At 61.0% G+C, this 11,946-nt stretch carries 15 protein-coding genes; 5 read left to right on the top strand and 10 right to left on the bottom strand.

Annotated features, from left to right (window positions below; translation table 11 throughout):
- Positions 1-16: 16 nt before the first annotated feature.
- On the bottom strand, positions 17-865 hold the full coding sequence (gene lgt / locus ACODR6_RS15520; protein ID WP_199627063.1) for a prolipoprotein diacylglyceryl transferase: 849 nt from the start codon (positions 863-865) through the stop codon (positions 17-19).
- 192 nt (positions 866-1,057) lie between these two features.
- On the opposite strand from lgt, the gene ACODR6_RS15515 reads away from it, so the two are divergent.
- The 4 genes from ACODR6_RS15515 to ACODR6_RS15500 all read left to right on the top strand — a co-directional run bounded on the left by ACODR6_RS15515 (position 1,058) and on the right by ACODR6_RS15500 (position 3,389).
- The gene (locus ACODR6_RS15515) at positions 1,058-1,318 is read left to right on the top strand and encodes an accessory factor UbiK family protein (RefSeq protein ID WP_112719316.1); all 261 of its coding nucleotides are present in this window, start codon (positions 1,058-1,060) and stop codon (positions 1,316-1,318) included.
- A gap of 396 nt (positions 1,319-1,714) precedes the next feature.
- Positions 1,715-2,215, top strand: coding sequence for a type III secretion system chaperone family protein (locus ACODR6_RS15510; protein ID WP_112719315.1), 501 nt, complete (start codon positions 1,715-1,717; stop codon positions 2,213-2,215).
- A 5-nt stretch (positions 2,216-2,220) separates the two neighbouring features.
- Entirely contained in the window at positions 2,221-3,039 is an 819-nt protein-coding gene (gene proC / locus ACODR6_RS15505; RefSeq protein ID WP_489022856.1) for a pyrroline-5-carboxylate reductase, read from the top strand.
- 8 nt (positions 3,040-3,047) lie between these two features.
- Entirely contained in the window at positions 3,048-3,389 is a 342-nt protein-coding gene (locus tag ACODR6_RS15500) for a tRNA-binding protein (protein ID WP_112537855.1), read from the top strand.
- Here ACODR6_RS15500 and ACODR6_RS15495 read toward each other — a convergent pair whose 3' ends face one another.
- The 5 genes from ACODR6_RS15495 to ACODR6_RS15475 all read right to left on the bottom strand — a co-directional run bounded on the left by ACODR6_RS15495 (position 3,390) and on the right by ACODR6_RS15475 (position 7,494).
- Positions 3,390-3,968 carry a DUF1349 domain-containing protein gene (locus ACODR6_RS15495; RefSeq protein ID WP_489022855.1) on the bottom strand — a complete coding sequence of 193 codons (579 nt, stop codon included), beginning with the start codon at positions 3,966-3,968 and terminating at the stop codon, positions 3,390-3,392.
- Between the two features lie 7 nt (positions 3,969-3,975).
- Positions 3,976-5,352, bottom strand: a complete 1,377-nt coding sequence (locus ACODR6_RS15490) for an ATP-binding protein (protein WP_489022854.1) — start codon at positions 5,350-5,352, stop codon at positions 3,976-3,978.
- A gap of 28 nt (positions 5,353-5,380) precedes the next feature.
- Positions 5,381-6,079: a response regulator gene (locus ACODR6_RS15485; RefSeq protein WP_199627055.1), complete on the bottom strand. Its 699-nt coding sequence runs from the start codon at positions 6,077-6,079 to the stop codon at positions 5,381-5,383.
- A complete protein-coding gene (locus ACODR6_RS15480) occupies positions 6,080-6,598 on the bottom strand; it encodes a MarR family winged helix-turn-helix transcriptional regulator (RefSeq protein WP_112719309.1) in 519 nt (172 codons plus the stop codon).
- Positions 6,599-6,876: 278 nt separating this feature from the next.
- Positions 6,877-7,494, bottom strand: a complete 618-nt coding sequence (locus ACODR6_RS15475) for a DUF1236 domain-containing protein (protein ID WP_112719308.1) — start codon at positions 7,492-7,494, stop codon at positions 6,877-6,879.
- 260 nt (positions 7,495-7,754) lie between these two features.
- Here ACODR6_RS15475 and ACODR6_RS15470 point away from each other — a divergent pair, with 260 nt between their 5' ends.
- Positions 7,755-8,399 carry an MBL fold metallo-hydrolase gene (locus ACODR6_RS15470; RefSeq protein WP_489022853.1) on the top strand — a complete coding sequence of 215 codons (645 nt, stop codon included), beginning with the start codon at positions 7,755-7,757 and terminating at the stop codon, positions 8,397-8,399.
- 57 nt (positions 8,400-8,456) lie between these two features.
- Here ACODR6_RS15470 and ACODR6_RS15465 read toward each other — a convergent pair whose 3' ends face one another.
- The 4 genes from ACODR6_RS15465 to ACODR6_RS15450 all read right to left on the bottom strand — a co-directional run bounded on the left by ACODR6_RS15465 (position 8,457) and on the right by ACODR6_RS15450 (position 11,907).
- Entirely contained in the window at positions 8,457-8,873 is a 417-nt protein-coding gene (locus ACODR6_RS15465) for a BA14K family protein (protein WP_112719306.1), read from the bottom strand.
- Between the two features lie 178 nt (positions 8,874-9,051).
- Positions 9,052-9,267 (bottom strand): cold-shock protein, encoded by a 216-nt coding sequence (locus ACODR6_RS15460; RefSeq protein ID WP_007534130.1) that lies wholly within the window; start codon positions 9,265-9,267, stop codon positions 9,052-9,054.
- A 481-nt stretch (positions 9,268-9,748) separates the two neighbouring features.
- Positions 9,749-10,639, bottom strand: coding sequence for a DMT family transporter (locus ACODR6_RS15455; protein ID WP_489022852.1), 891 nt, complete (start codon positions 10,637-10,639; stop codon positions 9,749-9,751).
- Between the two features lie 125 nt (positions 10,640-10,764).
- Positions 10,765-11,907, bottom strand: coding sequence for a PQQ-dependent sugar dehydrogenase (locus ACODR6_RS15450; RefSeq protein WP_489023140.1), 1,143 nt, complete (start codon positions 11,905-11,907; stop codon positions 10,765-10,767).
- Positions 11,908-11,946 lie beyond the last annotated feature (39 nt).

Raw genomic sequence — 11,946 nt, 5'->3', positions numbered from 1 at the left:
TCACGTCCGGTCTGCGTTAGTTCTGCAGCGCGACCTGGCGGCGGGCGCGCACGATCGCCCAGAGGCCGAGCAGGATCATCGGGAAGGAGAGAACCATGCCCATGGTCAGCCAGCCTGTGCCGAGCAGATAGCCAAGCTGCGCATCCGGCTCGCGGAAGAATTCCACGAAGATACGCGACAGCGCATAGCCGCAGACGAAGACGCCGGAAATGAGGCCCGGCGATTTCAGGGCGCGGAAGCCGTAGATCAGAAGCGCCAGAACCGAGAGCAGCACGATGCCTTCGAGACCGGCCTCGTAGAGCTGGCTTGGATGACGGGCAAAAGGACCGCCACTCGGGAAGACAACTGCCCAGGGCACATCCGCGAGACGGCCCCAGAGTTCGCCATTGATGAAATTGGCGATGCGGCCGAAGAACAGGCCGATCGGCACGACACCGGCGACGATGTCGAACAGGCTCCAGATCGGGATGTTGTTCTTGCGGGCAAAGAGGATCATGGCGAGCGTCGTGCCGGTGATGCCGCCGTGGAAGGACATGCCGCCGTTCCAGATCTGGATGGCGCGGATCGGGCTCTCAATCACCGCCGGCATATCATAGAAGAGGATATAGCCGATGCGGCCGCCCAGCACGATGCCAAGGGCAGCCCAGACCACGAAGTCGTCGAGCTGGGTCTTGGTGATCGGCGAGGCGTTTGCCGGCCAGAGGCTGTCATTGCCGGCGAGGCGGCGCGCATAGAACCAGCCGAGCATGATGCCGACGACATAGGCCAGGCCATACCAGTGAATAGCGAGCGGCCCGATCGAAAAGGCGATCGGATCGATATCCGGAAATGGCATGATTGCCATGAGATTGGCTGCAGTCGGCAAGGCTTTCCCACCCGTTGATGTGCGCGGACCATGGCGTTGCGATACGAGGCGGTCAAGTCGATTGTGAGGCAGGGCAGGGCGAGGCGGGCTCTTATCCAGAGCAAAGCGCTTGCATCCTTAACGGCGAAGCCCTACCTCAATTTCAGAGGCTTCGAGCCTGAAGAAACATGTCGTGCGAAGGAGAAAACCGCCATGACGACTGGAGCAAACCGCATCATGGACGAATTCGCAAAGCTGATGACCGATGCAGCCGGTGCTGCCCAGGGCGTGCGCAAGGAGGTCGAGACGGCCTTCAGCGCGCAGGCCGAGCGCTGGCTGAACAGCATGGATGTCGTCAAGCGCGAGGAATTCGAGGCCGTACGCGAGATGGCGATCAAGGCGCGCGACGAAAACGATGCGCTGCTGGCACGAGTCGCCGCTCTCGAAGCGCAGCTAGCCGCCAAGAAGAAGTAATTCCCGTTTTGCTACAAGATGTGGTGTGGCGCATTTGCGACACGCCGCATCTCAGACCAAAAAATCAGGTGCCTTTATCCACCTGTGGACACTGCCAAAAAAGCCAATGGGCAGAGTCATTTATATCCCCCTCCTGAATCCGATTTCGAGAAGCTGTCCACAGTACCTTTCGGGAAATAAGGCAACCGGGGGCTGGCTTGTCGCCGGTCTGATTATACACTGATTTTAAATGATGATTCGAACCGGACGGCGGTAAGCTCCAGGCAGGTTTTCTGCGTTAAGCCTGGGTTGCGGTTCAAGGGTCATCGAATTGGTGTTCCGGTATTTGCGTGTGTCTTTTCTTGTGTTGTGTAGACCCAAGTCAGTCGCATTCATTCCCGGTCAAGAAGGTGCTGCATGAGCCTGATGGAATTGGAATTCGAGCGTCAGTCGAACCCGGTCGATATGATCGAGTACGTCGCCGCCAATAATGACTGGGCATTTGAACGGTCAGGCGAGGACGAGATCGCGATGACGGTCGAGGGGAAGTGGGCCGATTACCACATCTCCTTTTCCTGGATGGAAGAGTTTGAAGCTCTTCATCTCGGTTGCGCCTTCGATATCAAGGTGCCGGAAAATCGCGTCAACGAAGTCACCAAGCTTCTGGCTGCCATCAATGGCCAGGTGCTGATGGGCCATTTCGACCTGTGGCGCCAGGAAGACGTGATCATCTTCCGCCAGTCGCTGCTCCTCGCAGGCGGCGCCGAGCCCACCAACCGTCAGGTCGAAGTGCTGCTTTCGAGCGCGCTCGATACCTGCGAAGCCTATTATCAGGCATTCCAGTTCGTCATCTGGTCCGGCCTCGATGCCGCCAAGGCGATGGAAGCCGTTCTTTTCGAAACCGTCGGCGAAGCGTAATTCTCATGTCCAGCGTCTCTGCAGATCCTATCGTTCTCATCGGTGCCGGCAATATGGGGGGCGCGATGCTCTCCGGCTGGCTGAAGAACGGCGTCCCCGGCTCCTCCGTGGTCGTTGTCGATCCCGGCCCGTCGCCGGCAATGATGAAGACGATCGAGGATGCAGGTGCGACGCATGTGACGGCGGCGCCTGCCGGCCTCAAGGCCGGTGTCCTGTTCATCGCGGTCAAGCCGCAGGTGATGGAAGCGGTGCTGCCGCTGGTGAAGCATGCGGTCGGGCCGAATACTGTCGTGGTTTCGGTCGCCGCCGGCAAGACGCTCGGTTTCCTCGAGAAACATCTCGGCGAAGCCGCCATGGTTCGCGCCATGCCGAATACGCCTGCCATGGTCGGCCGCGGCGTCACCGGTGCTTTCGCCAATGCCAAGGTCAGCGCCGAACAGCGCGACCGCGTTCATTCTCTTCTTCGCGTATCCGGTCCTGTTGAGTGGGTTCCGGCCGAGTCCGACATCGATTCCGTTACTGCGCTGTCGGGCAGCGGCCCTGCTTACGTGTTTTATCTCGTCGAGTGCATGGCTGAGGCAGGCCGTAAACTTGGCCTGCAGGCGGACCTCGCCATGCGTCTTGCACGGGAAACGGTCGCGGGGGCTGGTGAACTTCTCCACCAGTCCCCCGACGACGCTTCCAAGCTTCGCCAGAACGTCACCTCTCCCGGCGGCACGACTGCTGCCGCACTCGCCGTGCTGATGGCCCAGAAGGGGATGCAGCCGCTGTTCGACGAGGCTCTTGAGGCCGCGCGCACGCGCGCCCAGGAACTGGCGGGCTGAGGCGGATCATGGCTGACGAAATCACCTATGCCGATTTCGAGCGCGTCGACATCCGTGTCGGCACGGTCATCGAGGCATCGCCCTTTCCGGAAGCGCGCAAGCCGGCGATCAAGCTGCTGATCGACTTCGGTCCCGAGATCGGCGTCAAGAAGTCCTCGGCACAGATCACCGTGCACTACGATCTCGACAACCTCGTCGGCCGCCAGGTTCTCGGCGTCGTCAACTTCCCGCCCCGCCAGATCGGCCCCTTCCGCTCGGAAGTGCTGACCCTCGGCTTCGAGGACGAGGCCGGCGCGATCGTGCTGGCGGCAACGGACAAGCCGGTGCCCAACGGCAAGAAGTTGATGTGATCAATGAATATCGCGCGAGACCGGATCGGTCAGCGTGAAGGAATGGAAGGTTGCCTCGAAGCCGGCGCGTTGCGGTGAGCAGAAGGCGGGGCCGACCATCAAGGTTTCGATCGCGGGATCGAACCAGGCAAGGCGCGCCATGCGCCAATCTTTCATGACATCGGTGCGGTACTGGATGAAGAGGGCGTCGCCGTTGCGGGTGACGCGGGCCGAGATCTGCGCGAAGGCGTGGTCGATGCGGAAGGCGGACCAGTCGGAATTGCCGTTGGTGACGACGGTGCTGAAATGCATGGCACCGTCGGTATATTCGATCCCGCATTTCATCCAGCGGCGCTCGTCGGCGCGGATCATCAGGCCGGCCTGATCGTAGAGCGCTTCGTAGCGGCCGGAGAAGGTGACTTCGGCGGTGAAATCGCCCTTGCGCTGCTGATGCAGGAAATGGCCGTCATCGCGGTGGAAGCCGTAATAGGTGCCTTGCCAGAAATCGGTCTTCTCGCCGGAGCGGGCGTGCAGCGCGCCGTCGCGGACTTCCGCCGAGGGCGGCGGGTTGAGCCAGGTCATTTTCTCGAAAATGCTCATCGAAAACTCACGCGGGAACGCGGATGACGGCGCGCAGGCCGCCGAGCGGGCTGTCGGAGAGCGTGACGTTGCCGCCGTGACTGCGAGCGATGTCGCGGGCGATGGCCAAGCCGAGGCCGGTGCCTGAATCATCGAGGTTGCGGGCCTCGTCGAGGCGGAAGAACGGCTTGAAGACGTCTTCACGGTTCTTTTCGGGAATGCCGGGGCCGTCGTCATCGAAGGTCAGCGTCAGCCATTTGGAGCCATGCTTGGCCTCGATATTCAGCGAGTTGGCATAGCGGCGGGCGTTCGATGCGAGATTGGTGACCAGCCGGGTGAAGGCATTGGGGCGCACGACGATCTCGTCATCGCCTTCGATCGAATAGCTGAAGCTCTTTTCGTGCAGGGCGAAATCGGTCTCGATCTTGGCGAGCATCTCGCTGATCTTCAGTTCGCCGACATCCTCTTCGATCTCGCTGCGGGCGAAGGCCATATAGGCTTCCAGCATCGACTGCATGTCGTTGACGTCGTCGGCCATGCCCTGCAGGTCGGGATTGTTGCCGGCCAGCGCCAATTGCAGCTTGAAGCGGGTGAGGATGGTTCTGAGATCGTGGCTGACGCCTGTCAGCATCGCGGTGCGCTGCTCGATCTGCCGTTCGATGCGTTCACGCATCAGGATGAAGGCGAGGCCGGCGCGGCGGACTTCGTCGGCGCCGCGCGGATAGAAATTCTCGGCCTTCTGTCCTTTGCCGAAGCTCTCGGCTGCAGCCGCCAGCGCTTGGATCGGCCTTATCTGGCCGCGCAGGAAGAGAATCGAGACGCCGATCAGCACCAGCGAGGCGCCGACCATCCAGACGATGAAGATATGGGTGTTGGAGGCGTAAGTCTGGTTGCGCTTGGTCAGCACCCGCAGGATCTTGTCGTCCAGCTTGATGCGGATTTCGACGAGACTGGAGTCACCCAGCGTATCGATCCAGAAGGGGCGCTTGATCTGGTCGTTGATTTCATCGGAGAGGATGCCGTCGAGGATCGAGAAGAACGGCTTTTCACGCGGCGGCGGCAGGTCGCCGTCCGGCTCGATCGAGATCTGCAGCTTCATCTGCTCGCGGGCGATCTTGGTGATCGCCGTGTAATCGGCATCCTGCGGATAGGTATCGATGATCTGGATGATCGCGGCGATGTCCTGCGTGACGGCCATCGACAGGCGCTGCGTGACCATCTGCCAGTGGCGTTCCATGAACACGGCGGCGACGACCGACTGTAAAAGCAGCATCGGCATGATGATGATCAGCAGCGAGCGGACATAGATGCCCGTCGGCAGGCGGCGGCGCAGAAAGCGCGTGAACCACTTCCAACCGGTGGCGGGCAAGCGCTCTTCGCGCCGCAGGCTTTCGAATGTCACCATCTCTGTCGCGATCCTGACGTCCGGAGCATCAATCGATGCTCAGCCTGTATCCTATACCACGAACCGTCTGGAGCCAGACAGGATTTGCCGGATCATCCTCGATCTTGCGGCGCAGACGGTTGATCTGCACGTCGATCGTGCGTTCGCCGACATCGACGTCGTCGCCGATCAGCTCGTGGCGAGGAATGGTGTCGCCGGCGCGCCGGGCAAAGAGCAGCATGATTTCCTGCTCGCGATCCGTCAGCCGGATCACTTCCGCCGCCTTCTTCAGCTCCTTGCGGGTCAGCGAGAAGGTGTAGGGGCCGAACATGATCTGCTCGATCTTCGGCGCATCCGAGGCGTTGCGGCGCAGGATGTTGTTGACGCGCAGCACCAGTTCGCGCGGATCGAAGGGCTTCGACAGATAGTCGTCGGCGCCAGCTTCCAGGCCGGCGATGCGATTGTCCGACTCTGCCAGCGCTGTCAGCATGATGATCGGAACGTTCTTGATCGCCCGCAATCCGCGCGTCACGTCGATGCCGGATTCGCCGGGCATCATCACGTCCATGATGATCAGGTCGAAATCGAGCCCGGTGAGCTTGCGCTGTGCCTCGGCGCCATCGGCGGCAACGGTCACCCGGAAGCCGTTTTCGGTGAGGTAACGGTTGAGCAGTGCACGGATGCGCGTGTCGTCGTCGACGACAAGCAGATGAGCCGCATCATCAGAAATGATTGTCTTTCCCGCCATTCAGTCCGCTTTCGCTGTTTGCCTGTCCCGCATGCCCCTCAGAAATGCCTTCACGCTCTCGCGCGTTTCAAGAGAAGCATTGTCGAATGCCCTCTCAATGCGGCGCGATTGCGGCTCCGCCAGAGCAAGCGCCAGTTCGCGCCCCGTCTTTGTCGGATAAAGCTTGCGCTGGCGCCGGTCTTCCGGGCCCGCGACTTGTCTAATGTAGCCTGAATCGATCAGTTGTTTGAGCACTCGGGCGAGGCTCTGTTTGGTAATCTTCAATGTATCCAGAAGATCAGCAACGGTCATGCCGGGTTCACGGTTAACAAAGTGTACCACCCGGTGATGGGCGCGTCCGAAGCCGCTTTTCTCGAGAATGGCGTCCGGATCGGAGACGAAATCGCGATAGGCGAAGAAGAACAGCTCGATGATTTCGAAGTCGATGATGCCGCTGTTTTCCATCGGCGTGGACAGCGGCTCAGGCTTGGCCGCTTTCGCGCTGGTCTGTCGTGGCGCCACGTCATTTCCCTTTCTCATCCCATGCGTTCCGGGCCGCTCTCGGCGCTCCCGGACCTTGCAGAGCTCGGGCCGAGGCTCGCCTTCGCCCGAACCCGGCCAGTCTCCGCTTGCCAATACAACGCATATTTTTCCCCAGTGCGTCAGTGGATAAAACGCAATCGGGACAACAATCAACAGGCTGCGTGTGCGGGGAGCCGGTGGATAGACAGTCGCCTCGCAGTAAACTTGTCCACAGAAATGCGAAAAGGCGGCCAGGCGGCCGCCTTTTCTGTTTCATTCCGGATCGCTAATCCGCCTCAGTTATAGACGTAGACGATGCGGCGGGTACCGGGATCGACCAGCACCGGGCGGTCGTTGATGCGGGTGTAGCGATATTCGTAATTCGGGACTTCCTGGAAGGTCACGTCAGCCGGAACCTCTGCACCGACGACGACATCACCGCCGAGCTGCACGGTCTGCGCCGGCGTGGTGTCGATATAGGTGCGGACTTCGGCCGGCGGCGTGATCGCATCGACGTCTCCGACCGGGCCGAGCAGCTCGTCACCGGGGCCGGGCTGCGGCTCGGCGGGAACGACGCTCGCCGTTGTCTCGTAGGTCACGACGGGGACGCCGAGGCTCGTCTGGTTCTGCTCGACCACGACAGGGGCGCCTTCATGCTGGACCTGCAGATATTCGGCATAGACCCAGCCGCGGACGCCGTTGACATCGACGCGGCACCAGCGGCTGCCCTGGATGCAGCCGTCGAGATAGGCCGACGAGCCGCGGGTGGCGATGCCGACGGAAGGGTATTGCGGGCCGGGACCGGCGCGGACATTGAGATCGTTGATGGCCGTGGCGGCCATTTCCGCATGCGCAAAGCCCGCGCTTGCAACAAGCACGGCGCCTGCCAGGAAAATGTTTCTCGTCATGGTCATTTGCATTTCTCCTTGTTTACCGGGCTGGAAACGCACCGTTCACCATCCGGTTCCAAAAGGCGTAAGCCTATTGTTTCCACCATGCCGGGAGGTTCTTGCAGGTTGTTGATTTTCAAAGGAAAAACAGGAGCGAAAGGCGCTTTTCGCCGTCATAAACTGTTGTTACAGCCTGTCTCTTAGGTGTGAGGCGCCGATAAAAACTTGCTTTCGTCACTCGCCATTCAGACTATAGGGGCGGGTAGAGAACATAAGAGGCGCCAATGGGTATGCTACAGGCCGGAATCATTCCGGTGACACCGTTTCAGCAGAATTGCACCGTGCTTTTCGATCCTGACACCAAGGAGGGGGTGGTGGTCGATCCCGGCGGCGACGTCGAGACGATCGTCAAGGTGGTCGAGGAGAACGGCTTCAAGATCAAGGAGATCTGGCTGACACATGGCCATCTCGACCATGCCGGCGGCGCCAAGGATCTCAAGGCGGCGCTGGGGATCGATATCGTCGGTCCGCACAAGGACGACCTGCCGCTGCTGCAGCGGATCGAGACGCAGCAGCAGAAATACGGGATCACCGGTCTCAAGAATGTCGAGCCGGACCGCTGGCTGGAAGACCGCGACAAGGTATCGTTCGGCAATCACGAGTTCGAGGTCTATCACACGCCGGGTCATGCGCCCGGGCATGTGATCTATGTCAATCGCGCGCAGAATTTCGCGCATCTCGGCGACGTGCTGTTCAACGGTTCGATCGGGCGCACCGATCTGCCGGGCGGGGACCACGACCAGCTGATGGCGTCGATCCGCGACAAGGTGCTGCCGCTGGGGGACGATGTCGGCTTCATCTGCGGCCATGGGCCGGGGAGCCGGATCGGCGACGAGCGGCGCAACAACCCGTTCCTGCAGGGCATCTGACAAACGAAAAGCGCCGCTCGATGAGCGGCGCTTTCTTAATATCCGATCGGGCGGCGATCAGCCGGCGGTGCAGAAGTGCTCGCGGCCATCGTTGCCGATGAAGGTGCCCGTGCCCGGATCGAAGGTCCGGTAGCGGTACGAGCAGTAACGCTGCCACTGCGGCGTCCAGGGCTCGATGCCGGCGCGGACCGGTGCGTAATAACGCGGGGGAGCGCGGTAGACCGGCACGGCTTCGTATTCCGGCTCGTAAACCGGTTCTGCGTAGCGCGGCTCATCATAATAGTAGCGCGGCTGGTTGGCGTTGGCGATTGCCGAGCCGACAACGAGGCCGGTTGCGAGGCCAACGGCACCGCCGACCCAGGCGTCGTTATTGTGGTGATGGCGCCAGCTGTCGGCGGAAGCTTCGCTGACAGCGGAAAGGCTGAGAGCGGCGGCTGCGGCCGTCAGAAGAAGTGTCTTTGCGATCGTGTTCATGATCTTGTCCTACTCTCCAAGACAGCGGGAAGTGCTGCCTTTAAAACTCTTCAGGACGGCTGCGGGTTCCTGCGCCGTGATGTTGAGACGATAGTGGCGGCTATCTGAACGGATGCTGAATAACAAAACCCGGCATTTCTGCCGGGCTTCAACTCGAATTCGACGGCCTTGTTTGGGCTCAGCCAGCAATCTGAAGATTGACGGCCTTCGGTCCCTTGCCGCGGCGATCCGGCTCCGTGTCGAAGCTTACCTTCTGGTTTTCCGTCAGTCCGGCGAGGCCGGAAGCCTGAACGGCAGAAATGTGTACAAAGATATCGGCGCCACCCTTGTCCGGCTTGATAAAGCCGAAGCCTTTGTCGGTATTGAAGAATTTTACAGTGCCAGTCTCGGCCATGCGTCAGGTCCTTTTCTCTCTGCCCGCCATCCACACGGGCAGCATCAATTATGCCCCTTCCGGAGCGCTAGCAGGCAGTTCTTGAATTTCGAGAAAAAGGTCCCCTCTACCTCGGCCTGTCTCTTGGTGGGATTATTCCCCATCTTGTGAGACCGGCTGACCGGAATATTAGCGTTTCCGGCGCGCACTTTCTTAAGGACTTCCCATGCTCGCAAAATGCCCGAACGCCGCGAGATTGCTGTGATTATTGGGAATTGGCAAGCAAAAGTTTTTTAACGTGTCCTCAGGAGCACAGTCGCCGCGGGTGTCCTATTTGCGCCAAAACGCAAAAAATCGCTCCGCGCGGGTGCATGATTAACGTTTTGTATCGTCTGCAATATAATTTGTGAGCAGATTTTCCCAAAAACACAACGTGAGCGGGTCTTCGGACCCACCCAAAAAAAATTCCGAATCATTCCGGCGATGTGCCGTGGATGCGGTTTCAGACCGCCTGGGCGCGGCGTCGCGACAGTTCGGGCACCACCTCGACTACAAGCATAGCGCTAAACATCAGCGCGCAGCCGATATAGCCGACTGGGGGAATTGTCTCGCCAAGGATCAATGCGGCGAGCGAGGAACCGAACAGGGCTTCCGACGACAGGAAGATCGCCGCCTGCGAGGGTGTCGTATATCGCTGGCCGATGATCTGCAGCACGAAGGCGACGCCAGAGGAGAAAACGCCGACATAGAGGATCTCGGGTGCTGCGCCCATGATGGCGTCGAGACTGACGGGTTCGAAGATCGCGGCGACGATGAGAGCGAGCAGGGAGGTGATGGCAAACTGCGTGGCCGACAGGGCCAGGGGGCGGCCGGTTTCCTTGACGGTCGTTCCTGCCAGCGTGATCTGGATCGCCCAGAAGCCGGCGCAGATGACGGTCAGGCCATCGCCGACCGTCAGAGCCGACAAATGTCTGCCCGACAGAAGGTAGATGCCGGCGATTGCCATCACGGCACCCGGCCAGATGATCCAGTGCGGCGGGCGGCGCAGGAAGAGCACGGCGATGACGGGTACGAAGACCACGTAGAGGCCGGTGATGAAGCTCGAATTGGTGACCGACGTCGTCTGCAGGCCGACCTGCTGGGTCGCGGCGCCACCGAAGAGGGCAAGGCCGATTGCCAGGTAGAGGCCGAGATGGCGCCTGCTGGTCTTGACGGCAGCCTTGCGGCGCTCGAGCAGAACGAAGGGCAGGACGGCGGCCGTCGCAACGGCGAAACGCAGGCCGATGAACCAGAACGGGCTGAGTTCCTTCATCGCTGTCGACTGCGCCACGAAGCCGCCGCCCCAGATGGCAGCAGCAAGCAACAGCAACAGGTTCGCCTGAACGCGAGTCATGTCATTCCTCGATTGCGGGGAGCACGGTGTGATGGCCGTGGTTAGCAGCTGGGTTTTGTTTCAGCAAGCGTGAATGAACGCATCAGCCGGGGCTGGCGCTGTGGACTGAAATTCGTGATCTGCGATCAGCCGTCCTGATTGGCGGCGCGGGAGACGCGCAGCAGCGCGCCGTCGCTTTCGTCGGTGACCATCAGCAAGGCGCCGTCGGGGGCCACGGTCACGTCGCGGATGCGGCCGTAATTGCCCTCGAACAGACGTTCCTCGGCGGTGAACTTGCCGCTTTCGTCACGCTGCATGCGCGACAGCAGCTGGAACTTCAGCGCGGCCACCAGCATGTCGCCGTCCCATTCCGGGAACATCTTGCCGCGATAGACGGCGATGGCGCCAGGGGCGATCGAGGGATCCCAGTAGTGGAGGGGTTGCTCCAATCCGGCCTTTTCCGTCCCTTCGCCGATCTTGGCGCCGGAATAGTCGCGGCCATAGGTGATGACAGGCCAGCCGTAATTCTTGCCGGGTTGGATGAGATTGATCTCGTCGCCGCCGCGGGCGCCATGCTCGACGGTGTAGAGCTTGCCGTCGGAGCTGTCGAAGGTGATGCCCTGCGGGTTGCGGTGGCCCTTAGACCAGATTTCGGGGAGCGCCTTTGCGCCGTCGCGGAAGGGGTTGTCGGCGGGGATGCTGCCATCGGCGTTGACATGGATGATCGAGCCGGCGTCGTCCTTGAAATCCTGCGAGCGGTCGCGGCTGCCGCGGTCGCCGACGCTGATGAACAGGCTGCCGTCTTTGGCGATGGCGATCCGCGAGCCGTACTGGATGTTGCCGCCGGTGAACTTCGCCATGGTGAAGATCGGCTTCACGTCCTCAAGCCTGCTCTCGTCGGCCGAGAGCTTTGCAGAAAAGGCTTCCGTGCCCGATCCCTTGGCATTGGCAATCGCGGCGGTGAAATAGAGGATGCGGCTTTGGGCGAAATCCGGGGCGAGCGCCACGTCCATCAGGCCGCCCTGGCCGCGGGCGCTGACCTCGGGCACGCCGCCGAGCGGCTCTGATGCCTTCCCGTCGCGGATGATCCTGATATTGCCGGGGCGTTCGGTGATGAGATAGGCGCCGTCGGGCATGACCTCGACCGCCCAGGGATGATCGAGCCCGGTTGCCAGCGTATCGACGCTGACCGTCACTTCCTTGGTTTGCACCCGGTCGGCGGCGAATGCCGCGCCGGCTGTTGCAAATGCGGCGCCTGCCGCCAAAGCGATGCGCAATCCCCTGAGCATGTTCATGATCTCCCCGTTCTACCATCCAGGCGGGTAGGT

Source organism: Rhizobium sp. FG96, from assembly GCF_057808655.1.
This window is presented reverse-complemented; position numbering and strand designations above follow the sequence as displayed.

Bases quoted from the DNA above. Each gene is read 5' to 3' on its own strand.
- ACODR6_RS15515 (WP_112719316.1), top strand. From the start codon at position 1,058: ATGACGACTGGAGCAAACCGCATCATGGACGAATTCGCAAAGCTGATG.
- ACODR6_RS15510 (WP_112719315.1), top strand. From the start codon at position 1,715: ATGAGCCTGATGGAATTGGAATTCGAGCGTCAGTCGAACCCGGTCGAT.
- proC (WP_489022856.1), top strand. From the start codon at position 2,221: ATGTCCAGCGTCTCTGCAGATCCTATCGTTCTCATCGGTGCCGGCAAT.
- ACODR6_RS15500 (WP_112537855.1), top strand. From the start codon at position 3,048: ATGGCTGACGAAATCACCTATGCCGATTTCGAGCGCGTCGACATCCGT.
- ACODR6_RS15495 (WP_489022855.1), bottom strand. From the start codon at position 3,968: ATGAGCATTTTCGAGAAAATGACCTGGCTCAACCCGCCGCCCTCGGCG.
- ACODR6_RS15490 (WP_489022854.1), bottom strand. From the start codon at position 5,352: ATGGTGACATTCGAAAGCCTGCGGCGCGAAGAGCGCTTGCCCGCCACC.
- ACODR6_RS15485 (WP_199627055.1), bottom strand. From the start codon at position 6,079: ATGGCGGGAAAGACAATCATTTCTGATGATGCGGCTCATCTGCTTGTC.
- ACODR6_RS15480 (WP_112719309.1), bottom strand. From the start codon at position 6,598: ATGAGAAAGGGAAATGACGTGGCGCCACGACAGACCAGCGCGAAAGCG.
- ACODR6_RS15475 (WP_112719308.1), bottom strand. From the start codon at position 7,494: ATGACCATGACGAGAAACATTTTCCTGGCAGGCGCCGTGCTTGTTGCA.
- ACODR6_RS15470 (WP_489022853.1), top strand. From the start codon at position 7,755: ATGGGTATGCTACAGGCCGGAATCATTCCGGTGACACCGTTTCAGCAG.
- ACODR6_RS15465 (WP_112719306.1), bottom strand. From the start codon at position 8,873: ATGAACACGATCGCAAAGACACTTCTTCTGACGGCCGCAGCCGCCGCT.
- ACODR6_RS15460 (WP_007534130.1), bottom strand. From the start codon at position 9,267: ATGGCCGAGACTGGCACTGTAAAATTCTTCAATACCGACAAAGGCTTC.
- ACODR6_RS15455 (WP_489022852.1), bottom strand. From the start codon at position 10,639: ATGACTCGCGTTCAGGCGAACCTGTTGCTGTTGCTTGCTGCTGCCATC.
- ACODR6_RS15450 (WP_489023140.1), bottom strand. From the start codon at position 11,907: ATGCTCAGGGGATTGCGCATCGCTTTGGCGGCAGGCGCCGCATTTGCA.